This window comes from Erythrobacter colymbi, assembly GCF_002155685.1.
GTDB classification, from domain to species: Bacteria; Pseudomonadota; Alphaproteobacteria; order Sphingomonadales; family Sphingomonadaceae; genus Erythrobacter; species Erythrobacter colymbi.
Window position 1 is genome coordinate 467,040 of record NZ_MUYK01000002.1, and the last position, 24,786, is coordinate 491,825.

General features: G+C 67.3%; 22 protein-coding genes and 1 tRNA gene. 16 read left to right on the forward strand and 7 right to left on the reverse strand.

Features of this window, described 5'->3' with window-relative positions:
- The first annotated feature begins 32 nt into the window (after positions 1-32).
- The 3 genes from ilvC to BZF57_RS05600 all read left to right on the forward strand — a co-directional run bounded on the left by ilvC (position 33) and on the right by BZF57_RS05600 (position 2,401).
- On the forward strand, positions 33-1,052 hold the full coding sequence (ilvC, locus tag BZF57_RS05590) for a ketol-acid reductoisomerase (RefSeq protein ID WP_086735516.1): 1,020 nt from the start codon (positions 33-35) through the stop codon (positions 1,050-1,052).
- A 35-nt stretch (positions 1,053-1,087) separates the two neighbouring features.
- Positions 1,088-1,669 (forward strand): DUF4329 domain-containing protein, encoded by a 582-nt coding sequence (locus tag BZF57_RS05595; protein ID WP_162290953.1) that lies wholly within the window; start codon positions 1,088-1,090, stop codon positions 1,667-1,669.
- A gap of 72 nt (positions 1,670-1,741) precedes the next feature.
- Positions 1,742-2,401 (forward strand): YceI family protein, encoded by a 660-nt coding sequence (locus tag BZF57_RS05600; RefSeq protein ID WP_086735520.1) that lies wholly within the window; start codon positions 1,742-1,744, stop codon positions 2,399-2,401.
- 72 nt (positions 2,402-2,473) lie between these two features.
- Here the strand turns inward: BZF57_RS05600 and BZF57_RS05605 are convergent, their stop codons facing one another.
- The gene (locus BZF57_RS05605) at positions 2,474-2,968 is read right to left on the reverse strand and encodes a YHS domain-containing (seleno)protein (RefSeq protein WP_086735522.1); all 495 of its coding nucleotides are present in this window, start codon (positions 2,966-2,968) and stop codon (positions 2,474-2,476) included.
- Positions 2,969-3,111: 143 nt separating this feature from the next.
- Here BZF57_RS05605 and BZF57_RS05610 point away from each other — a divergent pair, with 143 nt between their 5' ends.
- From BZF57_RS05610 to BZF57_RS05620, 3 genes are all read left to right on the forward strand, one after another.
- Positions 3,112-4,260, forward strand: a complete 1,149-nt coding sequence (locus tag BZF57_RS05610; RefSeq protein ID WP_086735524.1) for an alpha-hydroxy acid oxidase — start codon at positions 3,112-3,114, stop codon at positions 4,258-4,260.
- 190 nt (positions 4,261-4,450) lie between these two features.
- Positions 4,451-6,139 (forward strand): 2-isopropylmalate synthase, encoded by a 1,689-nt coding sequence (leuA, locus tag BZF57_RS05615; RefSeq protein WP_086735526.1) that lies wholly within the window; start codon positions 4,451-4,453, stop codon positions 6,137-6,139.
- Between the two features lie 71 nt (positions 6,140-6,210).
- Complete coding sequence (locus tag BZF57_RS05620; RefSeq protein ID WP_240505861.1) at positions 6,211-7,008, forward strand: DUF2189 domain-containing protein; 798 nt, start codon at positions 6,211-6,213, stop codon at positions 7,006-7,008.
- Positions 7,009-7,011: 3 nt separating this feature from the next.
- On the opposite strand, the gene BZF57_RS05625 is transcribed toward BZF57_RS05620, so the two are convergent.
- Positions 7,012-7,440 (reverse strand): hypothetical protein, encoded by a 429-nt coding sequence (locus BZF57_RS05625; RefSeq protein ID WP_086735528.1) that lies wholly within the window; start codon positions 7,438-7,440, stop codon positions 7,012-7,014.
- A 207-nt stretch (positions 7,441-7,647) separates the two neighbouring features.
- On the opposite strand from BZF57_RS05625, the gene BZF57_RS05630 reads away from it, so the two are divergent.
- Together BZF57_RS05630 and BZF57_RS05635 are read left to right on the forward strand one after the other, a co-directional pair.
- Positions 7,648-8,688 (forward strand): amidohydrolase family protein, encoded by a 1,041-nt coding sequence (locus tag BZF57_RS05630; RefSeq protein ID WP_086735530.1) that lies wholly within the window; start codon positions 7,648-7,650, stop codon positions 8,686-8,688.
- Between the two features lie 178 nt (positions 8,689-8,866).
- The gene (locus tag BZF57_RS05635) at positions 8,867-9,871 is read left to right on the forward strand and encodes an NAD(P)H-dependent flavin oxidoreductase (protein ID WP_086735532.1); all 1,005 of its coding nucleotides are present in this window, start codon (positions 8,867-8,869) and stop codon (positions 9,869-9,871) included.
- 4 nt (positions 9,872-9,875) lie between these two features.
- Here BZF57_RS05635 and BZF57_RS05640 read toward each other — a convergent pair whose 3' ends face one another.
- The 3 genes from BZF57_RS05640 to BZF57_RS05650 form a co-directional block, all read right to left on the reverse strand.
- On the reverse strand, positions 9,876-10,394 hold the full coding sequence (locus BZF57_RS05640; RefSeq protein WP_086735534.1) for an AHH domain-containing protein: 519 nt from the start codon (positions 10,392-10,394) through the stop codon (positions 9,876-9,878).
- 2 nt (positions 10,395-10,396) lie between these two features.
- A complete protein-coding gene (locus BZF57_RS05645; protein WP_143738363.1) occupies positions 10,397-11,101 on the reverse strand; it encodes a hypothetical protein in 705 nt (234 codons plus the stop codon).
- 219 nt (positions 11,102-11,320) lie between these two features.
- Positions 11,321-11,809 carry a flavodoxin family protein gene (locus BZF57_RS05650; RefSeq protein ID WP_086735538.1) on the reverse strand — a complete coding sequence of 163 codons (489 nt, stop codon included), beginning with the start codon at positions 11,807-11,809 and terminating at the stop codon, positions 11,321-11,323.
- Between the two features lie 84 nt (positions 11,810-11,893).
- Between BZF57_RS05650 and recJ the strand changes: the two genes are divergently transcribed.
- From recJ to phoB, 8 genes are all read left to right on the forward strand, one after another.
- Positions 11,894-13,705 (forward strand): single-stranded-DNA-specific exonuclease RecJ, encoded by a 1,812-nt coding sequence (gene recJ / locus BZF57_RS05655; RefSeq protein WP_086735540.1) that lies wholly within the window; start codon positions 11,894-11,896, stop codon positions 13,703-13,705.
- Between the two features lie 94 nt (positions 13,706-13,799).
- Positions 13,800-13,874 (forward strand) — tRNA-Glu (locus tag BZF57_RS05660).
- A gap of 123 nt (positions 13,875-13,997) precedes the next feature.
- Entirely contained in the window at positions 13,998-15,239 is a 1,242-nt protein-coding gene (locus tag BZF57_RS05665) for a sensor histidine kinase (protein WP_086735542.1), read from the forward strand.
- A 137-nt stretch (positions 15,240-15,376) separates the two neighbouring features.
- Positions 15,377-16,762, forward strand: coding sequence for a phosphate ABC transporter permease subunit PstC (gene pstC, locus BZF57_RS05670; RefSeq protein ID WP_086735544.1), 1,386 nt, complete (start codon positions 15,377-15,379; stop codon positions 16,760-16,762).
- On the forward strand, positions 16,759-18,039 hold the full coding sequence (pstA, locus tag BZF57_RS05675) for a phosphate ABC transporter permease PstA (protein WP_086735546.1): 1,281 nt from the start codon (positions 16,759-16,761) through the stop codon (positions 18,037-18,039). Before pstC ends, pstA begins: the two co-directional genes overlap by 4 nt.
- Positions 18,040-18,056: 17 nt before the next feature.
- Positions 18,057-18,824, forward strand: coding sequence for a phosphate ABC transporter ATP-binding protein PstB (gene pstB, locus BZF57_RS05680; protein ID WP_143738390.1), 768 nt, complete (start codon positions 18,057-18,059; stop codon positions 18,822-18,824).
- Positions 18,824-19,492, forward strand: coding sequence for a phosphate signaling complex protein PhoU (gene phoU / locus BZF57_RS05685; protein ID WP_206073197.1), 669 nt, complete (start codon positions 18,824-18,826; stop codon positions 19,490-19,492). The genes pstB and phoU overlap by 1 nt, the downstream gene beginning before the upstream one ends.
- Positions 19,493-19,758: 266 nt before the next feature.
- On the forward strand, positions 19,759-20,448 hold the full coding sequence (gene phoB / locus BZF57_RS05690) for a phosphate regulon transcriptional regulator PhoB (RefSeq protein ID WP_086735551.1): 690 nt from the start codon (positions 19,759-19,761) through the stop codon (positions 20,446-20,448).
- An 86-nt stretch (positions 20,449-20,534) separates the two neighbouring features.
- Here phoB and BZF57_RS05695 read toward each other — a convergent pair whose 3' ends face one another.
- The gene (locus BZF57_RS05695; RefSeq protein ID WP_086735553.1) at positions 20,535-21,254 is read right to left on the reverse strand and encodes an extensin-like domain-containing protein; all 720 of its coding nucleotides are present in this window, start codon (positions 21,252-21,254) and stop codon (positions 20,535-20,537) included.
- A gap of 11 nt (positions 21,255-21,265) precedes the next feature.
- The gene (locus BZF57_RS05700) at positions 21,266-24,784 is read right to left on the reverse strand and encodes an error-prone DNA polymerase (protein WP_086735555.1); all 3,519 of its coding nucleotides are present in this window, start codon (positions 24,782-24,784) and stop codon (positions 21,266-21,268) included.
- Between the last annotated feature and the right edge of the window lie 2 nt (positions 24,785-24,786).

Sequence of the window (24,786 nt, forward strand, 5' to 3'; positions counted from 1 at the left end):
ATAACGGAAAAGATGCAGGAAAAGGGAATACAATGAAGGTTTACTACGACGCCGACGCCGATCTCGATCTGATCAAGCCCAAGAAGGTCGCCATCGTCGGCTATGGCTCGCAGGGCCATGCCCACGCACAGAACCTGCGCGACAGCGGCGTCGCCGAAGTCGCCATCGCGCTGCGCGAAGGTTCGGCCACCGCCAAGAAGGCGGAAGGCGCGGGCTTCAAGGTGCTCTCCAACACCGCGGCCGCGCAGTGGGCCGACATCATCATGATCCTCGCGCCCGACGAGCATCAGGCCGCGATCTGGGAGAACGACCTCAAGGGCCACATGAAGCCCGGCTCCGCCCTCGCCTTCGCGCACGGGCTCAACATCCACTTCGGCCTGATCGAGGCGCCCGCCGATATCGACGTCATCATGATCGCCCCCAAGGGCCCGGGCCACACCGTGCGCAGCGAATATGTGAAGGGCGGCGGCGTGCCGTGCCTCATCGCCGTGCATCAGGACGCCAGCGGCGCGGCGCATGACGTTGCCCTCGCCTATGCCTCGGCCGTCGGCGGTGGGCGTTCGGGGATCATCGAGACCAACTTCCGCGAGGAATGTGAGACCGACCTGTTCGGCGAGCAGGCCGTGCTGTGCGGCGGGATCACTCATCTGATCCAGGCGGGCTTCGAGACGCTGGTCGAAGCCGGTTACGCCCCCGAAATGGCCTATTTCGAGTGCCTCCACGAAACCAAGCTGATCGTCGACCTGCTCTATGAAGGCGGCATCGCCAACATGCGCTATTCGATCTCGAACACCGCCGAATATGGCGACATCACCACCGGTCCGCGGATCATCACGCCCGAAACCAAGGCCGAAATGAAGCGCGTGCTCGCCGACATCCAGTCGGGCCGTTTCGTGAAGAACTTCGTGCTCGACAACCGCGCCGGCCAGCCCGAGCTCAAGGCCGCGCGCAAGCAGGCCGCCGCCCACCCGATCGAGCAGACCGGCGAAAAGCTGCGCGCCATGATGCCGTGGATCGCGGCCAACAAGCTGGTCGACAAGGCGAAGAACTGACGCCACACCCGGGCCGGATGTTCGAAGGCCCGAAAATGAAACTGGTTTACGCGGCGATCGCCATCCTGTGGGTGGCGATCGTCGTGCATTCGGCTGCCACCCGCAAGAACCCCGAAGACTTCGTCGTCACCGTGTCGCAGAGCGAGGTGCAGGCCTTCGCCCGCAAGCAGCTGGCGGCGATGCAGGCGCGCTCCTTTGCCGAGAAGGTTGAGCTCTGCGCGATCATCTTCGAGGACAGCGAGGGCCAGCTCCAGTCCTCGGAAGTGCGCGCGGGGAACGAGGCGACCTGCGACCTCCAGTATTTCGACGAGCCGGGCATGGCTCCGCTCGCCAGCATGCACACGCATGGCGCCTTCGATGCCGATTATGACAGCGAGGTGCCCTCGCTGATCGACCTCGACGGCGATATCGAAAGCCAGATGGACGGCTATGTCGCCACCCCGGGCGGGCGGCTGTGGCGGGTCGACTGGCAGCAGGCGCGCGCGGTGCAGGTCTGCGGCGAGGGATGCCTCGGGCGCGATCCGGCCTACCGCCCCTGCCCCGGCGACGCCGTTGCCGCAAGCTACACCCGTCCCGAACTCGCCGCGCGCGATAGTCGCCCCGTCCCGGAGTGCTGATGCCGCGGCCGCGCACCGGAACCGCCACCGCCCCTGTGGATTGAACCCCTCGAACCCAAGGAGACCTTCCCGATGAAACGCACCACCCTCGCCGCCGCAGCCGCCGCGCTTGCCCTCGGCACCGCCGGACTCACCACCGCCCCTGCTCTTTTCGCCCAGGGCGCGCCGCAGGTGCCGGGCGTCAAGGACCCCGCGCGGGTCGCCGCCGGCACCTACGCGCTCGATGCCAACCACACGCTGGTGGGCTGGGAAGTCAGCCACTTCGGCTTCAACGACTATTTCGGCGTGTTCGGCAACATCAAGGGCACCATGACGCTCGATCCCGCCAATATCGCCGCGACCAAGGTCGAGGTGGCCGTGCCCATCGCCGATGTCAGCGTGGCGAGCGCGGGCCTCAAGGATCACCTGCTGCGCGCAGGCAAGGATGGCGGCGCGCCCGACTTCTTCGGGCCGACCCCGGGCATGGCGACCTTCACCTCGACCAGCGTGACCAAGACCGGCGAGACCACCGCCGACATCGCGGGCACGCTCACCATGAACGGAAAGAGTGCGCCGGTGACGCTCAAGGCCGAATTCGTCGGCGCGGGCGCAAACCCCTTCAACAAGAAGGAAACCGCCGGCTTCCACGCGCGCACCACCATCGACCGCACCCAATGGGGCATCAACTACGCCGCGCCCTTTGTCGGCAAGGACGTGACGCTGACCATCAGCGCGGCCTTCGAGAAGCAGTAACTCGGGCAAAAAGCTGGCTGGCAGGCCGCAAAGGGGGGCAAGGGCCTGCCAGCCAACCGCTCTACCGGGCGGTCACAGCCCGAAGAACGATCCGGTGTAGGTCTTGCCCGCAGGGATATTCGCCCAGTTGGTCGTGCCTTTGGCGATGAAACCGGCGATGTTCTTGCGCCATTTGGTGCGGATGCCCTGATCGTAGTTCAGGTACAGCTTGCCGTTGACCACGTCGTAAGCGGTCGGATCGCCCGGCGCGAGATAGCCCTGCGCGATCGCCCAGGCACAGTGGCCGCCATATTGCGGCGCGAATGCGGAGGGATTGGCCTTGAACGCCGCCGCATTCTCGGCGGTGGCGAAGCGCCATTCGGCACCCTTCCATGTCAGCTTGAAGGACGCGCTGCCCTTCACCGGCACGCCTTGGCCACGGAAGTAGCTGACCGTGTCGTAGCCACCGACGGCGACCTTCGCGCCTTCGGTGCCGACATAGATCCCGCCCTCGGCCAAGGCGGGCGCGGTCAGGGCAAGCGGCGTGGCAAGCGCCGCAAGGGCGAGCAGCAATCGGTTCGGGCGCATCGGTCTATCCTCGGTGGGGGAGCCGGTCGGGGCGACCGGCGATCATCCGTCTGGCGATGGTTTCGCATGCATGCTGCGAAAGGTGACAGGGGCGCACAAATTGTTCGACTTGGGCGAAGGGCTGTTTCAAGAACACCGCCACGATGCGCCTGTCCGATTGCCACAATATCGACGATTTCCGCACCCTCGCGAAGGCGCGGTTGCCTTTCCCCGTGTTCGACTACATCGACGGGGCCGCGGATGACGAGCTGACCAAGGCGAGGAACACCGCCGCCTTCGCCAGCGTCGATCTGGTGCCCGATGTGCTTGCAGGCGTGGCCGAGATCGACACCTCCTGCACCATCCTCGGGCGCAAATCGGCGCTCCCCCTGATGCTCTCGCCCACCGCGGTGCAGCGCGCCTTCCACTGGCAGGGCGAAACCGCCGTGGCGAAGGCGGCCGAGAAGTTCGGCCTGTGGTTCGGCATCTCGAGCCTTGCGACCCGCTCCATCGAGGAGATCGCCGCGCTCACCGGCGGGCCCAAGCTATTCCAGCTCTACGTCCACAAGGACAAGGGCCTGAATGCGAGCATGATCCAGCGCTGCCAGGCCGCAAAGTTCGATGCGCTGGCGCTGACGGTCGACACCATCGTTTCGGGCAAGCGCGAGCGGTGCCTGCGGAGCGGCTTCACCACCCCGCCCCGCTTCACTCCGGCGAGCGTGTGGAGCTATGCCACCCGCCCGAAGTGGACGCTCGACTACGTCCTGCGCGAGAAATTCCGCCTTCCCAACCTCGACACCCATGTGAGCGAGGGCACCGGCAAGGCGGTCAGCATCGCCGAATATTTCAACACCATGCTCGACACCGCGATGGACTGGGACACTGCCGCGCGGATCCGGCAAGACTGGGGCGGCACCTTCGTATTGAAGGGCGTGATGAGCGCGGGCGATGCACGCCGCGCGGTGGAGATCGGCGCGGATGCGATCATGATCTCGAACCACGGCGGACGGCAGCTCGACGGCTCACGCGCGCCCTTCGACCAGTTGCCCGAGATCGTCGATGCGGTTGGCGGCAAGATCGAGATCATCTGCGACGGGGGCGTCAGGCGCGGCACCCATGTTCTCAAGGCCCTGTGCAGCGGGGCGAGCGCGGCTTCGGGCGGGCGGCTCTACCTCTATGCGCTCGCCGCGGCGGGGCAGCCCGGAGTCGAACGCGCGCTCGGCATCCTCAAGGACGAGATCGAGCGCGGGATGCGGCTGATGGGGGTAACTGCCATCGACCAGCTCACCTCCGATCGCCTGCGCCAGCGATAGCGCCATTCCCGGCTTGCGCCCCGCGCAATAATCGGCAATGAGGCTGGCCATGACGCGACACGGACTTTCGCTGCTGCTTCGACTTATGCGCCCTTGGGCGTAGGAAGCCGCGCGTCAGGAACAGCGCGGCACCGCTCCCAAGGGTAACCTGCCGCAGCTTCCCCGACCTTCTCGCGACGAGCCTTTTCCCATGCCCATGCTCAAGCATCCTGCCGCCAAGTACCGCCCTTTCGGCCAGATCAATCTCCCCGACCGCCAGTGGCCCTCGAAGCTGATCGAGAAAGCTCCGCGCTGGCTTTCGACCGATCTGCGCGATGGCAACCAGTCGATCATCGACCCGATGGACGCCGTGAAGAAGCGCCGCTTCTTCGACCTACTGGTTGAGGTAGGCCTCAAGGAAATCGAGATCGGCTTCCCGAGCGCCGGCGCGACTGAGTTCGATTTCATCTCGGGGTTGGTGAAGTCCGATGCGATCCCCGAGGACGTGATCGTCCAGGTTCTCACGCAAAGCCGCGAGGACCTGATCCGCACCTCCTTCGCGAGCCTCGAAGGTGCGCGGGCGGCGATCGTCCACCTCTACAACGCGGTCAGCCCCGCGTGGCGCGACATCGTGTTCCGCATGAGCAAGGACGAGGTGAAGGCCATCGCCGTCGCGGGCGCGAAAGTGATGCGCGACGAGGCGGCCAAGTATCCCGGCACCGACTGGCACTTCCAGTACAGCCCCGAAACCTTCTCCACCGCCGAACTCGATTTCTCGATCGAGGTGTGCGCAGCGGTGATGGAGGTGCTCCAGCCCACCCCCGAACACCCCATCATCCTCAACCTGCCCGCCACGGTCGAAGCGGCGACGCCCAATATCTACGCCGACCAGATCGAGTATTTCGGACGCCACCTGCCGAACCGTGAGGCCGCAGTCCTGAGCCTCCACACCCACAACGACCGCGGCACCGGCGTCGCGGCGGCGGAACTGGGCCTCATGGCGGGCGCGGACCGGGTCGAGGGATGCCTGTTCGGCAATGGCGAGCGCACCGGCAATTGCTGCCTCGTGACGATGGCGCTCAATCTCTACACGCAAGGCGTCGATCCCGAGCTCGATTTCTCCGACATCGACCGCGTGATCGAGACCGTCACCTATTGCAACGACCTGCCCGTCCACCAGCGCCACCCCTATGGCGGAGAGCTGGTCTACACGGCGTTCAGCGGCAGTCATCAGGACGCAATCAAGAAGGGTTTCGAAGCCCGCGAGACGCAGAATGACGAGCTCTGGCGCGTGCCCTATCTGCCGATCGATCCGGCCGATCTCGGGCGCAGCTACGAGGCGGTGATCCGGGTCAATTCGCAGTCCGGCAAGGGCGGGTTCGCCTGGGTGCTGGAGAAGGACCAGGGCCTCAAGCTGCCGAAGAAGATGCAGGCCGACTTCTCGAAGCACGTGCAGGCGATGGCCGACGAGCTGGGCCGCGAGCTCAATGCGGGCGACATCTGGGACGCCTTCCGCAAGGCCTATCACGTCAAGATCCACCCCAAGCATTTCCAGCTGGTGCGCTACGAAGAAAGCCGCGCGTCGGATGGCACGCGCATTTTTGCCGGCACCATCGCGGTCGATGGGCAGGAGCAGACGGTCTCGGGCCGCGGGAATGGCCTCATCTCGAGCGTGATGGGCACCCTGCGCGAGGCCTTCGGGGTGGAGCTCGAAGTGATCGACTACACCGAACACGCGCTGGGCGCAGGCACCGATGCACGCGCAGCCGCCTATCTCGAATGCCGCGCGCCTGACGGGCGGACCATCTGGGGCTGCGGGATCGACGAGGATATCGCCACTGCCTCGGTGCGCGCGGTGCTCAGCGCCGCGAATTCGGCTGTGGCTTCGTCGGCCGCCTGACGTTTTGCGTCCTTGCGCGGCAGCGCAATTGCGCGCAGATTTCGCTCCCGGAGAGAGGGAGACCCTGCGCGATGAATGGCCTGCCGACCAACCCGGGTGTGCCGGGCATGCCTGCCGTGCCGTCATCCGGCCCGCAGGTGGCGGGCGATCTGGCGTGGCGTGATCTTGCCGCAGCGCTCGCGGCGGGGTGGCGCGATTTCCTCGCCATGCCGCGCTTCGGCCTGTTCTTCGGCGGTGTCTATGTGCTCGCGGGGCTCGGCATCGGCTGGGCGGCGCTCGCGGGGAGCAACCCCACCTGGCTGATCCCCGCCATCGCCGGCTTCCCGCTGGTCGCGCCCTTCATCGCGGTCGGGCTCTACGAGGCGAGCCGGCGGCGGGCGGGCGGCGAGCCGCTGACCTGGCGCGCGGTGCTGGGCGCATTGAAGGGGCATGGCGACGACCAGATCCTGTCGATGGGGGTGATCGTCTTCGTCGCTTTCTCGTTCTGGATGATCATCGCGCACGCGATCTTCGCGGTGTTCATGGCCGAAAGCGGCGTGGGGCGAGACCCGCTGGCGGCGCTGCTCACCCCCTCGGGCCTCGCGATGCTGGCGGTCGGCAGCGCGGTCGGTGCGGTGCTGGCCTTCGCCTTCTACGCCATGACCGTGATCAGCCTGCCGCTGCTGGTGGAGCGCAAGGTCGACTTCCTCACCGCGATCATCGCCAGCCTTGCCGTGGTGCGGCGCAATTTCGCGGTGATGCTGGGCTGGGCGACGCTGATCGCGGCGCTGCTGTTTGCGGCGATGCTGCCGGGCTTCCTCGGCCTGCCGGTGGCGCTCCCCGTGCTCGGCCATGCGACCTGGCACCTCTACCGGCGCGCGATCGCCTGAGGGCTACCGCGCCTTCTTTTTGGCCCGCAGCTGGGCAAGCCGCACCTCGGCATTCTCGAGCCCCGGTGTTCCCGGCACCATGATTGGATCGAAGCTGCGACCCGAGGCACTGCCCACGCCCGCGACCTGCTGGCCGGCGATGTAGGAATTCTGCCAGGCCGCGAGGCGATAGGCCAATTCCGCCTTGTTCCAATTCTTCGGCGCACCCCGGCTGCCTTCCTCGAAGCGGATACCGAGTTCGAGCAGAGCGGGCTTGTGGTCCATTGCGGCCAGCTGCGCGAGGCGCGGCAGCGGCAGGCTTTCGCAGGGCACATCGACAGGCTTGCCGCCTTCGGGCTTCCACACACAGCTGCCCGCAGGCCCCGAGGCGAGCGCGGCATCGAGCCGCCCTTGCTCCTCGGGCGTAACCGGGGTGCGGATGGAAATACCCATGTAGCGATGAGGGGTAATGCAGGCCCCTGTCGCCAATGCAATCGCTGCCACAGCAGCCGTGCGCGCCCACACATTCATGCCCTGATCCCCCCATCAATTCGGCAATGACGCCCATCGCCCGTGCCGCTACACCCTGTCATGCTACACAATCGACGCCGCGCATTTCCCGAGGCTGAACAACGGCCCGGCGGCGCAAGGGAGAGAGACATGACCGAAGCGATTCTGGAACCCGATCTGCCGATCATCGATCCGCATCATCACCTGTGGGATCTGCGGCCGATGCTGCCGATGTTCCCGCAGCCGCACCATCCGTTCATCGCGGCGATCATCCCCAACGCCTATTACACCTTCGACCAGCTCCACGCCCACATGACCAGCGGGCACAACATCATCGGCACGGTCTATATGGAGTGCGGCGCCTTCTATAACGGCGCCTATGGCGATGCGCTCAAGACCGTGGGCGAGGTCGAGTTCGTCAACGGCGTTGCGGCGCAATCGGCGAGCGGGCTCTATGGCCCGGCGCGCTATTGCGCAGGGATCGTGGGGCACGCGGACCTCACCCGCGGCGCCGCGGCGGGCCAAGTGCTCGATGCGCTCCAAGCCGCCTCCCCGCGCTTCCGGGGCATCCGCCATGCTGCCGCTTGGGACAAGGACGCGGCCGTCCTCGGCGCGCCGTTCCATCACCCTGAAGGGCTCTACCGCGATGCCACATTCCGCGAGGGCTTCGCCGAGCTCGGCAAGCGCGGGCTGACCTTCGATGCCTGGCTGCTCGAGCCGCAACTGCCCGACGTGATCGACCTCGCGCGCGCATTCCCCGATCAGCCGATCTGCCTCGACCATGTCGGAACGCCCGTGGGTGCCGCGAGCTACAAGGGCACCTTGCACGAACGCTTCGACGAATGGCGCCGCAACATCCGCGAACTCGCCAAGTGCGAGAACGTGGTGGTCAAGCTCGGCGGCCTCGCAATGGCCTTCTGTGCCTTGCCCGAGGAAGGCCCCGCCGCCGGCCACGGCTCGGAGCATCTCGCCGCGCTGTGGCGACCCTATATCGAGACCTGCATCGAAGCCTTCGGAGCGGAGCGCGCGATGTTCGAGAGCAATTACCCGGTCGATTACTGGGGCGCAGACTACGCCGTGCTTTGGAACGCCTTCAAGCGCCTCACCCGCAGCGCGAGCGCTGGGGAGAAGGCGGCGCTGTTCGCAGGCACCGCGGCGCGGTTCTACGGGATCGAGGACTTGCTGGGATAGAGAGCACTCCTCTTCCGTTCGCCTCGAGCGTAGTCGAGAGGCCTTGCGCCCTGTGTCTCGACTTCGCTCGACACGAACGGGGTACAAGTGACGTAACGGCACTCGCAAAATCACGCTTGGCACGTCCGGAACCGGCGCTAGAGACGCGGGTTTGGACAAGAGTTTTAAGGAGAAACCCATGCCGCTTCCCGCTCCGTTCGATCGTCTGCGCCTGCCGCTGATCGGATCGCCGCTGTTCATCGTCTCCGGCCCCGAGCTGGTGATCGCGCAGTGCAAGGCCGGGATCATCGGCAGCTTCCCTGCGCTGAACGCGCGGCCGCAGTCGCAGCTCGACGAGTGGCTCCACCAGATCACCGAGGAGCTGGCCGCGCACAACCGCGCGAACCCCGATCGCCCGGCCGCGCCCTTCGCGGTCAACCAGATCGTCCACAAGACCAACGACCGCGTCGATGCCGACATGGCCACTTGCGAGAAGTGGCAGGTGCCGATGATCATCACCTCGCTCGGTGCGCGCGAAGACATCTACACTGCCGTGCGCAACTGGGGCGGCGTGACGATGCACGACGTCATCAACAACCGCTTCGCCCACAAGGCGATCGAAAAGGGCGCGACCGGCCTCATCCCCGTCGCCGCAGGTGCAGGCGGCCACGCCGGCTCGCTCTCGCCCTTCGCGCTGATGCAGGAGATCCGCGAGTGGTTTGACGGCCTCGTCGCACTTTCGGGCTCGGTCGGGCACGGGGCGACGATCCTTGCCGCCCAGGCCTTGCGCGCCGACTTCGCCTATGCAGGCAGCGCCTTCATCGCGACCAAGGAAGCCAACGCCGCCGAGGGTTACAAGCAGGGCATCGTCGATGGCTCGTCGGAAGGGATCGTCTATACCAACCTCTTCACCGGCGTGCACGGCAACTACCTGCGCTCCTCGATCGAGGCGGCGGGGATGGACCCGGACAACCTGCCCGAAAGCGATCCGAGCAAGATGAACTTCGGCAGCGGCGGCAACACCAAGGCCAAGGCGTGGAAGGACATCTGGGGCTCGGGCCAGGGCATCGGCACGATCAAAGAGGTCGGCACCGTGGAAGACCTCGTCGCCCGCTTCGAGCGCGAGTATCACGAAGCCAAGGCGCGCCTCGCGGGCAATTCGGGCTACACCTCGTGGGCGGCGATGGCCGAGGCGGCGGAGTAAGGCCCTACTCGGCGGCCCACAGCATCTCGGCCATCGCGTCGAGTTCGGCAAAGTCGAAGCCGGTGCCGAGCGGGTCCTTGCGGTTGAGCACGACCCGCCGGCGCTCGGCGAGCAGCTGGCGGCGCAGTGCCCCCTGCAGCACGTGGAGGCGCAGCAGCGCCTCTTCCAGCGCCGCGCCCGCATCGTGCTGGCGGACCATCGCCCAGCGCTCCTCGATCCGGCCGACGCGGGCAATGACCACCTCGTTGTAGCGCGGATGCGGCCCGCGGTGGAGCGGCATGCCGCTGCGCACCGAGGCGCTCTCGGTCGCCGGAAGGAGCAGGCCATTGCGGCGGAAATCGTCGAACCCGACCCGCACCAGCCCGACCTCGGCGAACATCCGGCCGAAGCAGCGCTGCGACAGCAATTGCCGCGGCAGCAGGTGGTGGCGCTGCAATCCGGGATTGTAACCGTGCTGCCCCCGCGCGTTGACCGAGCGGAAGGCAATCACTGTCAGGCTATGTGCGTGATCCCAGTGCCGCATCCCTATTCACGCCACACACTGACAAGTGCGCGGGTGCGAGAGGGGCGCAAGGCAAGGCGGGTGCCGTCGGGCGCGACAATGCGGTCGTCGTCTTCGAGGGCGCCGGTGATGACGAGGTGATTGACGAGCCGGATGCCGAGCCGCGTTGCAGCGACCCGATCGGCGGTGAGCGGCGGTTCGATCCTGAGCTCCTGCCCGATCCAGAAGGCAAGGCCGATCGATTCGAGCGCGCCATCGGGCGTCTGGGCGAAGGATGTGAGGCCGAGCGCAGGGAACGGCCCGCCATCGAGCCACGCGCTGGTCGCGGATTCGAAGAAGCGCCGCCCGATCGCGCTCTGCGCCGGCTCCCACACGACCGCGGCCAGATCGTCGAACTGGCGCACCATGTCGCAAGCGAGCGCGAGCAGGCCGCGCATCATCGGCAGGGAATGGCCACCGGTGGCAAGATGCGGTCCCGGGCTCAGGGTCAGCGCCTCGAAATCAGCAGCAGCGGGCAGCGCAGGCAGGTCGAAGCGGTGCGCGGGTTGGGGGAATGGCGCCGCAGTTCCGGGCGCAAGGCCGGCAAGATCGAAGGTCAACCCGTCGCGCAGCAGCTCGATCCACTCGCCATCGTCACGCACGAGAGCCCCGGTGTCGCCGCTGTCCCCCGCCGACACATCGGGCCGCGCCGCGCCGGCAGGATCATGGCTGATGCTGAGCGCAGGCAAGCGCCCGGCGAAAGCGCCGATCGCATCGCGATCCGGCCGTTTGCCCTTGGCAAACAGCAGGTGCAGTTCGACATCCCGGGCGCGCGGCGACTGTGAAATCGTCCAGGCCCCCCTCTTAAGTTGCCCGATTAAAGCCAGAAATCCCGTAATACTTTTGGCGCGTTTGCCGTGAGACGTCGAGTCCCCAAAGCCGCCAACCGTCCCGGAATGGAGCAATCCCTACATGACGCCGAGCCGCAGGCCCTCCGCGAGCGCGGCACCGAGGTCGCGCGCCAGCGTCAGCGCGTCATCCGGCACGCGCTTGGGCGCAGCGATCGCCTCGGGGGTCTGGGCCGCGAGATTGACGATCACCGGATCGGCCACGCGCCGCAGCCGCCATCCGATGACGATCCGGTCGATCTGGCGCTGGGCGCCCTCCCCGTCCGATCCGGCGGCGATGATCGTGGCATAGGCCCGCCCCTCGACGCGCCCGAGCAGCGGGTAATAGGCGCGGTCGAAGGCCTCCTTCATCAGCCCGCTCATGGAGCCGAGGTTCTCGGGGCAGATAAACAGGAAGCCGTCGGCGGCGAGCAGCATGTCGGGCTCGGCTTCGCCCGCGGCGACCAGCCAGGCAGCATCCCCCGCCCCTTGCGCCGCCGCGCGCGCCAGCGCCTCGCTCGCGCCGGTGCGACTGTGCCACAGGATCAGGAGGCGCGGGGTCTCGTCCATCGAGACCGAGGCTGGCCCGCCCGCCTGTCGATTGTCAACCGCGCGCACCTGTCACCCCCGGGGGCTTTGCGCTAAGGGGCTGACATGGCCACCAATCCCCTGCCCCCTCCCGGCTTTGCCGCCGTCCTCGGTGTCGCCTCGTCGCTTTCCGGCAAGGCATGGCGCTGGCGCGGGGGGAACATGGAACTGGGCGAGAGCGCGGGCGCGGGCATCGGGGGGCTTGACCATTCGATCCTCGACCAGCTGCTGCTGACCCGCGGCGTGGCCGAGGATGATCTCGCCCGCCACGCCCAGCCCACCTTGCGCGCCTTCCTGCCCGATCCCTCGACCTTCCGCGACATGGACGCCGCCGCCGAGCGCCTCGCCCACGCGGTGATGGCGGGCGAGCGGGTGACGATCTACGGCGACTATGACGTCGACGGCGCGACCAGCGCGGCGCTGCTGGTCGAGCTGCTGCGCCAGCTGGGGCTCGAGGCCGAATACTACATCCCCGACCGCCTGCTCGAAGGTTACGGCCCCTCGGGCGAGGCACTGGTGCGGCTGGCGGAGAGCGGATCGCAGCTGATCGTCACGGTCGATTGCGGCGCAATGGCCCACGAGGCGCTGGCGATGGCCAAGCGCGCGGGCGTCGACGTGATCGTGGTCGATCACCACAAGTGCGCGCCCGAACTGCCCGAGGCGCACGCGCTGGTGAACCCCAACCGCCTCGACGAGAGCGACCTTGGCGCGGCGCACGGCCACCTCGCCGCCGTTGGCGTCGCCTTCCTGCTCGGCATCGCACTGGTGCGCAGCTTGCGCGGCAAGGGCTTGTTCGGCGCGCACCGGCGTGAGCCCGAACTGATCGGGCTGCTCGATCTGGTCGCGCTCGGCACGGTGGCTGACGTCGCCGCACTCCACGGATTGAACCGCGCCTTCGTGGCGCAGGGCCTCAAGGTGCTCGCCCGGCGCGAGCGGATCGGGATGGCCGCGCTGATGGACGCAAGCCGCCTCACCCGCGCGCCGCAATGCAGCGACCTCGGCTTCGCGTTAGGCCCGCGCATCAATGCCGGCGGACGGATCGGCGAATCGACGCTGGGAGTGCGCCTGCTCACCACCACTGATCCCGAGGAAGCGCGCGAAATCGCCGCGCAGCTCTCGCAGCTCAACGAGGAGCGCCGCGCGATCGAGGCGATGGTACAGGAAGCGGCCGAGGCGCAGCTCGCGGGCCAGCACAACATGGCGGTGCAGGTGCTCTCGGGCCACGGCTGGCACCCGGGCGTGATCGGGATCGTCGCGGGGCGGATCAAGGAGAAAACCGGGAAGCCCGCCGTGGTGATCGCGCTCGACGAGGCGCAGGGCAAGGGCTCCGGCCGCTCGATCAGCGGGGTCGATCTCGGCGCCGCGATCATCGCCGCGCGGGAAGCCGGGCTTCTGGTCGCGGGCGGCGGACACGCGATGGCGGCGGGGTTGACGATCGAGCCTTCCCGCCTTGCCGATTTCGCCGAGTTTCTCGACATGCGGCTCGCGCGCGATGTCGAACGGGCGCGGGCGGGCGCGGCGATGCTGCTCGACCTCGCCCTCGCGCCGGGAGGCCTCACCCCCGATCTGGTCGAAACCCTCGAGGCCGCCGGCCCCTATGGCGTCGGCTGGCCTGCCCCGCGCATTGCGGTCGGCCCGGTGCGGATCATCAAGGCGGATATCGTCGGCAAGGATCACGTCCGGCTGGTGGCAGCGGGCAATGACGGCAAAAGCTTCAAGGCCATCGCCTTCCGCGCGGCCGAGAGCGAGATGGGCCAGACCCTGCTCCACCGCCACCAGGGCCGCCGCTTCCACCTCGCCGGGCGCGCCAAGATCGACGACTGGGGCAACCGCCCCGCGGCCGAGCTCCAGCTTGAGGATGCTGCCTTCGCCGATTGACGCGGGGTGTGGAAAAAATTTCGCGGGCCCTCGCGCAAACGAGGCTTGACCGTCCCGAAACACCCCCCTAAAGGCGCGCTCTCGCAATCGCGACGGCCCCTTCGTCTAGCGGTTAGGACGCGGCCCTTTCACGGCTGAAACACGGGTTCGATTCCCGTAGGGGTCACCACCTTCCGAGGTGGTTGAACAGGGCGGCAGGCTTCGGCCTCGCCGCCCTTTTTCTTATCCGAAATTATGACAATCGCGCCGAGCGCCTTCCCTCGCCTGCGGCTTGGCGGTAAGGGCCTGCGCCATGGGCAGCGGCCAGAACTTTCCCATTGCCGGAGTGAGTCTGGCGGTCGTGACCTTTCTGGCCCTTCTGGGCCTCGGCACGGATTTCATCATCGCGCTCGCAGTGCTGACGGTGTGGGTCGGATCGCTGCTGGTCGCCGCCGGGCGCCCGCCGGAGCCGCCCAAGGCCAAGACCAAGCAGCCGCTGACACTCGATTCGATCCGCGACCTGATCGAGAATTCCTCGATTCCCCTCGTCATCACCGATCGCAACACCATCGCGCTCGCCAATCTGGCGGCGCGGCGGATGCTGGGGCAGCACGTGATCGGGCAGGACACCCGCGTCGCGCTCCGCAATCCCGATGCGGTGCAGCTGCTCGGCGACACCGGCCAGAACGAGGCGATCGTGCGCGGGCTCGTGCGGCGCGGGGACATCTGGCAGATCAACCGCCAGATGATCGACGACCGGCTGGCGATGCTTGAATTCATCAACCAGACCGCCGAGGCCGACATCAGCCGCGCGCATACCGATTTCGTCGCCAATGCCAGCCACGAGCTGCGCACCCCGCTCGCCGCGATCCTCGGCTATGTCGAGACGCTGCAGGACGATGCCGGCGTATCGAGCCCGGTCGCCAAGAAGTTCCTCGGGATCATCGAGCGCGAGGCCAAGCGGATGCAGGCGCTGGTGGGCGATCTGATGAGCCTCAGCCGCGTCGAGGCGGAAAAGCACGACCTGCCGACCGAGCGGATCGATCTGGCCGCGCTGGTCGAGCGTGCGGCGCGCGATGCGGCGGGGTCCGACCGGGCCGAGCGGCTGGCGCTCGATCTGGCGGCGGCGCCGGTGGTGGCGGGCGACCGCCAGCAGCTTGAACAGGTGGTTCGCAACCTCGTCGACAATGCGCTGAAATACGGCGCCGATGGCACGCCCGTCGCTGTGAGCCTCGATCTGGCGCAGGGCGATCTGGCGCGGATCGCGGTCGCCGACCAGGGCGAAGGCATCGCGCCCGAGCAGATCCCGCACCTCACCCGCCGCTTCTACCGCACCGATCCCGGACGCAGCCGCGCCTCGGGCGGGACGGGACTGGGGCTTGCCATCGTCAAGCACATTGTGGAACGCCACCGCGGGCGGCTCGACATCACCAGCGAACTCGGCAAGGGGACGCGCGTGGTGGTGCGCATCCCGCTGGCCGAGCCCGGGCCGGAGAGCCCTGCGCCCCCGCCCGACAGCGGGAGCGACCCGGCCCTCGCAACGGAAAGCGATTAATTGTCACACTAGTGTCTTATTTCTTCAACATGGGCCCGCCATGAGGCAAGAGCCGCAGGGGCGGCACTTGCGATCCGGGGGGCCCCACGCATGATGCGCCGCAGTGCCAGCCCGGCAGGAAACACAGGTCTCACTTCATGTCGCCGATCACGCTGATCCTGATTGCTCTGGGCCTCGGCCTGCTCGGATGGCTGGCCGGCCGCGCCAAGGCGTGGAGTTTCCAGACGGGCGATGCGGGCGTGCGCACCGCCTCGCGCCCGGTCTACCACGCGTGGTACGTCGCGCTGTGGGTGGTGCTGCCGGTCGTGCTGTTCGTGGTCGCATGGAGCGTGATCGCGCCCAAGCTGGTGCTGCAATCGGTGCTCGCGTCGCCTGCCGCGCAGGAGCTGCCGCTGTTCGGATTCGAGCGGGACGCCTTCCTCGGCGAGGCGCGCGCGGTCGCGCTCGGCCAGGCGCCGGGCGTCTTCAATGACGAGGCCGAGGCGCTGATCGCCCCGTTCCGCGATGCCTTTGCCTATTACAACACCATCGGCATCATCATCACCGTGCTGATCGCGCTCGCGGGCGGCGCGCTCGCCTTCCTGCGCCTGAAGCCGCAATTCGGCGCGCGCACCAAGGTCGAGCGGACGGTGCTGACGATCCTGCTGCTCGCCTCGCTGGTGGCGATCCTCACCACCATGGGCATCTTCGCGAGCCTCGTGTTCGAGACGTTCCGCTTCTTCAACGTCGTCTCACCGGTCGATTTCCTGTTCGGCCTCAAATGGGGGCCCGATACGATGGGCTCGCCCGATGCGGTCGACCCCTCGCGCTACGGCGCGGTGCCGCTGTTCTGGGGCACGATCTTCATCGGCGCGATCATCGCCATGATCGTCGCGATCCCGCTCGGGCTGATGAGCGCGATCTACCTCACCCAGTATGCCGATCCGCGCGTGCGCACCTGGATCAAGCCGCTGCTCGAACTGCTCGCGGGCGTGCCCACCGTGGTCTACGGCTATTTCGCCGCCCTCACCTTGGCGCCGATGATCCGCAACGCCGCAGTCGCACTCGGCATCGCCAATGCCTCGACCGAGAGCGCGCTGGCCGCCGGCATCGTGATGGGGGTGATGATCATCCCGTTCGTCTCCTCGATGGCCGACGATTCGATGGCCGCAGTCCCGGCCGCGATGCGTGACGGGAGCCTTGCGATGGGCGCCACCAAGTCCGAGACGATCCGCCGCGTGCTGTTCCCCGCAGCGCTGCCGGGCATTGTCGCCGGGATCATGCTCGCCGTCAGCCGCGCCATCGGCGAGACCATGATCGTCGTCATGGCCGCCTCGCCCGCCGCCAACCTCACCGCCAATCCCCTTGAACCGATGTCGACCGTCACCGTGCAGATCGTCAAGCTGCTGACCGGCGAACAGAGCACCGATCACCCCGCCACGCTGAGCGCCTATGCGCTGGGCTTCGTGCTGTTCATGGTGACGCTGGCGCTCAACTTCATCGCCCTGCGCGTCGTCAAGCGTTTCCGCGAGGCCTACGAATGAGCCAGTCCGACCTCTCCCCGGCCCCGTCGCCCGAAGCGCTGGGCCCGACGCGCACGCCCGCCTTCGAGGCGCGCCTCGCCAGGCGCTACCGGCAGGAACGCAACTTCCGCCGCATAGGCCTTGGCGCGGTGGTGTTCTCGGTCGCGGTGCTGGTGTTCCTGCTCGGCAACATGCTGATGAACGGTATCGCCGGCTTCCAGCGCGCCGAGATCGCGGTGACGATCAATTTCCCCGCGAGCGGGATCGAAGGTGACGCGACCTCGCTTACCGCGCCCTCGGCCGGCCAGACGCTTGAGATGCAGGGCCTGCCCAAGATCGTCACGATGTTCGCCGAGGAGCAGCTCGGCAAGGACGCGGCCGCGCAGATCGCGCCCGACGCGTGGCGCGATGTCGCCGCCGCGCTGGCGGAGGATCCGACGCTCCTCACCCGCAGCGAGACCTTCGAACTGCCCGCAAGCTCGGCTATCGCCACCGCGCTCCAGGGCGAAGGCGCGCCCGAGCTTCAGGGCCTCGCGAAGAAGCTCGCCGCCGACGGCAAGCTGTCGCGCAACTGGGACTGGGGCTTCCTCGCCCGCTCGGACGCCACCACGCCGCAGGCCGTGGGCATCTGGGGCGCGCTCAAGGGCTCGATGCTGACCATGCTGGTGACGCTGGTGCTGGCCTTCCCGATCGGCGTCCTCTCGGCGCTCTATCTGGAGGAATATGCCCCGCGCAACCGCTGGACCGACATCATCGAGGTCTCGATCAGCAATCTTGCCGCGGTGCCCTCGATCATCTTCGGCCTGCTCGGCCTGTCGCTGTTCCTCGCCGCCTTCCCCAACCTGCGCTCGGCCCCGCTGATCGGCGGGATGACGCTGGCGCTGATGACCATGCCGGTGATCGTCATTTCCGGGCGCAACGCGATCAAGGCGGTGCCGCCCTCGATCCGTGACGGGGCGCTCGCCATCGGGGCCTCGCCGGTGCAGGTGGTGTTCCACCACGTGTTGCCGCTCGCCCTGCCCGGGATGCTGACCGGCACCATCATCGGCATGGCCCGCGCGCTGGGCGAGACCGCCCCGTTGCTCCTGATCGGGATGCGCATTTTCGTCGCCACTCCGCCCGAAAGCTTCACCTCGCCCGCCACGGTGCTGCCGATGCAGATCTTCCTGTGGTCGGACGAGATCGACCGCGGCTTTGTCGAGCGCACCAGTGCAGCCATCATCGTGCTGCTGGTTTTCCTGCTCGCCATGAACGGCCTTGCCATCTACCTTCGCAACAAGTTCGAGAAACGCTGGTGACTGTAATCCATCCCAACATGGCCGACGAAAACGCGAAGATTCGCGCGCGTGACGTCTGCGTCTACTACGGCGAGAAGAAGGCGATCGATAACGTGTCGATCGACATCTCGCCCAATTACGTCACGGCCTTCATCGGCCCGTCGGGCTGCGGCAAGTCGACCTTCCTGCGGTGCTTCAACCGCATGAACGACACCATCGGCGCGGCCAAGGTGACCGGGCTGATCGAGCTCGACGGCGAGGACATCCACGGCAATGGCATGGACGTGGTCCAGCTGCGCGCGCGCGTCGGCATGGTGTTCCAGAAGCCCAACCCCTTCCCCAAGTCGATCTACGAGAACATCGCCTACGGGCCGAAGATCCACGGCCTTGCCGAAAAGAAGGCTGATCTCGACGTGATCGTCGAACGCTCGCTGACCCGCGCGGGCCTGTGGGACGAGGTCAAGGACCGGCTCGAGGATTCGGGCACCGCGCTTTCGGGCGGGCAGCAGCAGCGCCTGTGCATCGCGCGGGCCATCGCGGTCGATCCCGAAGTCATCCTGATGGACGAGCCGGCCTCCGCGCTCGATCCGATCGCGACCGCCAAGATCGAGGAGCTGATCGACGAGCTCTCCGGCCGCTACGCGATCGTGATCGTCACCCACTCGATGCAGCAGGCCGCACGCGTCAGCCAGCGCACCGCTTTCTTCCATCTCGGCAAGATGGTCGAGTATGGTCCCACCTCGGAAATCTTCACCAATCCCATCGAGGAGCGGACGAAGGATTACATTACAGGGCGCTACGGCTGATGGCTGAACATACCGTCAAGGCATTCGATGAAGACATCACCCGCCTGCGGGGGCTGATCGCGGAGATGGGCGGCCTCGCCGAGGTCGCCATCGCCGAATCGCTCGACGCGCTGGTGCGCGGTGACGAGGCGCTGGCCGAACAGGTGGTGCTGCGCGACAAGCGCATGGATGCACTCGAAATGGAGGTCGACAAGCTGGCGGTGCGGATCATCGCCCTGCGCGCGCCGATGGCGGACGACCTGCGCGAGGTGATCGCGGCGCTGAAGATCGGCGGCGTACTCGAACGCATCGGCGACTATTCGAAGAACATCGCCAAGCGCACCGGCATGATCGAAGGCCGCGCGCGGTTCGAACCGCTGACCCTGCTGCCGACCATGGGCGAACTGGCGGGCGAGATGGTGCACGACGTGCTCACCGCCTATGCCGCGCGCGACCCCGATCTGGCGCGAGAGGTGATTGCCACAGACGCCAAGGTCGACGGGTTCTACAACTCGATCTTCCGCAATCTCGTCAGCTACATGGTCGAGAATCCTTCGACCATTTCGAGCGCGGCGCAACTCCTGTTCGTGGCGCGCAATATCGAGCGGATCGGCGACCATGCGACCAACGTCGCCGAAATGGTTCACTTCGCCGCGACCGGGGTCTACCCGCCCGAAGGCGACCGCTGAGCCTACCCGCGCGCAGAAGGGGGTGCCAGCACCCTTCTCGCGCGCATCCAGCGGGCTCCAGACCCCGTTCAGACGGCGCCAGACCCCCTCCAGACCCCCGCCAGACCCCGTCTAACGGGGCGTTTTTGGCGTGTTTCACGTGGAACAGGGCGCGCTTCGTCTCCGTCCTGTTGAATTCCGGTCAGGTTTCATCAAACTGTCGTCTGAGTGACACATAGCGTGCGGGCACGACCCCGCGCCTGCGGGCTTGAGGAGGCACCTTGCGCATGTACGCTGCCAAACTGCTGCTCGTCGAAGATGATCCGGCTCTGTCGGAACTGCTCGAGTATCGCTTTCAGAACGAAGGATATTCCGTCCGCTGCACCGGCGACGGGGACGAGGCCCTGGTGCTCGCGGCGGAGGAAACGCCCGATCTCATCATCCTTGACTGGATGATCGAAGGCACCAGCGGGATCGAGGTCTGCCGCCGCCTGCGCCGCGACAAGGAGACCGCGCACGTCCCGATCATCATGCTCACCGCCCGCGAAGCCGAGGACGACCGCGTCCGCGGGCTCGAGACGGGGGCCGATGATTACCTGACAAAACCTTTTTCTCCCAGAGAGTTGCTGGCGCGCGTCGCCGCCGTGATGCGCCGCATCCGCCCTGCCCTCGCCGGCGAGACGATCGAAGTCGGCGACCTCAAGCTCGACCCCGTGGCCCACAAGGTCCAGCGCCGCGGCAAGGCGCTGCAGCTCGGCCCGACCGAGTACAGGCTCCTGAAATTCTTCATGGAAAGCCCCGGCCGCGTGTTCAGCCGCGGTCAGCTGCTCGACGGCGTGTGGGGCACCGGCTCCGACATCGAACTGCGCACCGTCGACGTCCATATCCGCCGCCTGCGCAAGGCGATCACGGTCGACAGCGCGCGCGACCCGATCCGCACCGTCCGCTCGGCCGGCTACGCGCTCGAACCGGTGTGAGCCGCCCTGTTCCCGCCCGCAGAAGGCGTTTTCCTACTGGGGCGGGATCGGCTAGATTGCGCAAACTTCGGGATTTCGACGGAGGCCTAGCGGCATACGCCCGCCCAGCGGTCGTCCTGATCGAGGTGGAAATGGTCGGCGTGGGCCGCGTTGTAATCGGGCGACAGCACGGTCGCAAAACTCCCGCAGGCCCCGTCGCGTACCGCACGCAGGAAGTGGGCTTCGGGATCATCGCCCTTCCAGTCGCGTAACACGCTGATTTTCCTTCCGTCTTCGAGCACGAAGGCAGCGATGTCGATAGCATTGGCGGTGGCGTGTTCGCTCCACGGGCCATCCGCCCCACCATACATCCGCCGGCAGGAATAGGCGCCAAGGTGCTCTATTCGCTTGATTTTACTTCCCAAGATTTGCCGGGCGGCAGGCTCGACGCTCTCGCGCCGCCAGATCTCGAGCGCGGCGGCGACAGGGCAGGTGACAGGCGGCGTATCGGGCGCGAGCGGATAGTCGCCAAGCCGCGTGCGGTCAGCCCGCGCACAGGCCCCCTCCCCCGCCGGTTCGAGGGCGGTGAAAGCCACCCCGCTGCGCTCCAGCACCGCACGACATTCGGCCGCATCGGTCTTGAGTTTCAACAACTTGGCTCGCGTCGCCCAACCCGGAGGGTCGTTCAGGTCGAGCGGCGCCCAGGGGTTGTGCTGGGGATGGTCCTGCAACCACTGCCACCCGCCGATCCCCGCCGCCAGCACCAGCAGCGCGAGGATCGCGCGCAGGGCGGAACGGGTGTGCGGATTGGCTCTGGCGCGGGGCATTGCCGGTGATCCTAGTGGAAATCCCGCGACTTGGGCAGAATTCTGTGATCGCGCGGATGCCCCGTCACATTGGGTCGCGGCGCGAGTTCGTCGATCATGTCGCGCGGGCGGGGTCCGCGATCGGGCATCGGCTTGTTGACCTCGTCCGCCCGGGCAAGCGGGGCGTCGAGCAGATCGTCGGACAGGGCATGCAGCCGCTGCGTCGCATCGGTCATATGCGCGGCGATGACGTGGATCACCTCGTCGTCATATTCGACCCGCCCCCGCACCTCCATCAGCCGCGCGCCCATCACCACCTTGCGCTGCTTCTCCTTGAGATCGGGCCAGACCACGAGGTTGATGACCCCCGTCTCGTCCTCGAGCGTGATGAAGGTCACGCCCTTTGCCGATCCGGGCCGCTGGCGGATCAGCACCACGCCCGCGACCTGCACCATGCTCCTGAATTTCCTCGTCCTGAGATCGCAGGCACGCACGAAACCGCGCGCGGCGAGATCGGCGCGCAGGAAAGCCATCGGGTGCGCTTTGAGGCTGAGACGGGTGGTCTGGTAATCTGCGACCACCTCCTCGGAGAGCGGCATGGCGGGCAGACGGATCGCGGCGCGCTCCGCCCCCTCCTCGCGCACCCCCGCGGCGCGGAACAGCGGGAGATCGGGCGCGGGGATGAGGCTGCGGGCGTCCCACAAGGCCTGCCTGCGGGTGAGGCCGAGCGAGGTGAAGGCATCGGCGCTGGCGAGCCGCTCGATATGCGCCGGCGAAAGCCCCGCCCGCGCGCGCAGATCGGCGATGTCGCGGAAAGGCCCGCGCTCCTCGCGCTCGGCCACCAGCGCGGCGGCAACGTGTTCAGGGAGACCGTCGATCTGCCGCAGGCCGAGGCGCAGGGCGAAGGGCTCGCCCTCGCCTTCCAGCGTGCAATCCCACCCGGAGTGGTTCACATCCACCGGCCGCACCACCACCCCGTGCTCGCGCGCATCCCGCACGATCTGCGCCGGCGCGTAGAAGCCCATCGGCTGCGAATTGAGCAGCGCGGCGGCGAAGGCGGCGGGGTAGTGGCACTTGAGCCAGCTCGACACATAGACCAGCTGCGCAAAGCTGGCCGCGTGGCTTTCGGGGAAGCCGTATTCGCCGAAGCCCCTGATCTGGTTGAAACATCTCTGCGCGAAGTCACGGTCGTATCCGCGCGCGACCATGCGTTCGACCATCATGTCCTGAAGCTCGTCGACCATCCCGCGGCTGCGGAAGGTCGCCATTGCCTTGCGCAGCCGGTTGGCCTCGAGGCTGTTGAACCGCGCCGCATCGAGCGCGATTTTCATGGCCTGTTCCTGGAAGATCGGCACGCCCAGCGTCCGCCCGAGGATGCTGGTGAGCTCGTCGGGCGGCCCGTGTTCGGGCGAAGGCGCGGGGATCTGGACGGGTTCGGCACCCCTGCGGCGCTTGAGGTAGGGGTGCACCATGTCGCCCTGGATCGGCCCGGGCCTGACGATCGCGACCTGGATGACGAGATCGTAGAATTCCCTCGGCCTCAGACGCGGCAGCATGTTCATCTGCGCGCGGCTTTCGACCTGAAACACCCCGAGCGAATCGCCCTTGCGCAGCATCGCATAGGTCTCGGGATCCTCGCGCGGGACGGTGGCGAGGGTCAGGGGGCGCCCATGGCGTGCCCCCAGCAGATCGAGGCATTTGCGGATGCAAGTCAGCATCCCCAGCGCTAACACATCCACTTTCAGGATGCCCAAGGCGTCGATGTCGTCCTTGTCCCACTCGATGAAGCTGCGCTCGGGCATGGCGCCGTTGCCGATGGGAACGGTCTCGGTCAGCGCGCCCTCGGTGAGGATGAAGCCGCCGACATGCTGGCCCAGATGGCGCGGCATGCCGATCATCTGCTCGGTGAGCTTGAGCACCCGCCTGAGGTGCGGATCGGTCACGTCGAGGCCGGTTTCGGCGGCGTGCTTCTCGTTGATTTCGCGCCCCCACCCGCCCCACACGGTGCGCGAGAGGGCGCTGGTGACATCCTCGGACAAGCCCATCGCCTTGCCCACCTCGCGGATCGCCATGCGCGGACGGTAGTGGATCACGGTCGCGCACAGCCCGGCGCGGTGGCGGCCATACTTGCGGTAGATGTACTGGATCACCTCCTCGCGCCGCTCGTGCTCGAAATCGACGTCGATATCGGGCGGCTCCTTGCGCTCTTCCGAGATGAAGCGGTCGAACAGGAGCTGGTGCTTGGCCGGATCGACGCTGGTGATGCCGAGGACGTAGCACACTGCCGAATTCGCCGCCGAGCCGCGCCCCTGGCACAGGATCGGCGGCTCCTGGCTGCGCGCGAAGTCGACGATGTCCTTGATGGTGAGGAAGTAGCGCGCGAGATCGAGCTTGGCGATCAGCGCAAGCTCGCGTGCGAGCGTCTGGCGCACCGAATCGGGCACGCCATGCGGATAGCGCCGCCCTGCCCCCGCCCAGACCTCGCTCTCCAGAAAGGCCTGCGGGGTTTGGCCATCGGGGTAGATTTCCTCGGGGTATTCGTAGCGCAGCTCGTCGAGGCTGAAGCGGCAGCGATCCGCCACTTCGCGCGCGGCGGCAATCGCATGGGGCCAGCGGGCGAAGAGGCGCTGCATCTGTTCGGGCGACTTCAGGTGCCGCTCGGCATTGGGGTGGAGCAGATGGCCGGCCTTGGCGACGGTGGTCTTGTGGCGGATCGCGGTCATCACGTCCTGCAACGCGCGGCGATGGGGGGCGTGGTAGTGGACATCGTTGGTGGCGAGAAGGCCGAGACCGTGGGCCCGCGCGAGGCTGTCGAGCCGCTCGATCCGCGCGATGTCGTCGCCGCGGTAGAGGTAGCTGGCGGCGATGTGCCTGAGGGTGGGGAGCTGCTCTGCGATATCGGAAACAAGATCGGTGAAGCTGGCGGTGCGCTCCATGCTCCCCCCGCCCCGGACCTGATCCGGGGTCCCGCTCTCTTGCGGACCGCCGTCGGAAGGCAGCGGGGTCCCGGCTCGGGGGCCGGGACGGGGAAAGGGGATGACGTTGCTCGGCACCTGAATGGTAAGCCGCGCCTCCAGATCATCCGGCGGGAGCAGAATCAGCTGCACGCCCTCGGCATGGGCGGCGAGCAGCGCGAGGTCGATCTCGCACACGCCCTTGTCCTGCCATTCGCCGGCGAGCGTCTGCATCCGCCCTGCACTGATGAGCCGGCACAGGCGGCCATAGGCGGCGCGGTCTTCGGGGTAGGCGAGGAAGGCGAGTCCCTCGACCGTCTCGATCCGGCAGCCGATCACGGGGCGGAGTTTCAAGGTCTTGGCCTCGGTGTGGATGCGCACCACCCCGGCCATCGAATTGACGTCCGCGATCCCGAGCGCGTCATAGCCGAGCGCGTGCGCGGCAAGCACCAGATCGACTGCATCGGACGCGCCGCGCAGGAAGCTGAAGCAGCTGGCGAGGCCCAGCTCCACGAAATCCGCGCGCGGCGGCGGGGTGACCCCGGCCGGGTCGATATCGAGCGTGCGCTTGTCGGGGGTCAGCGGGGCGTCGGGCATGG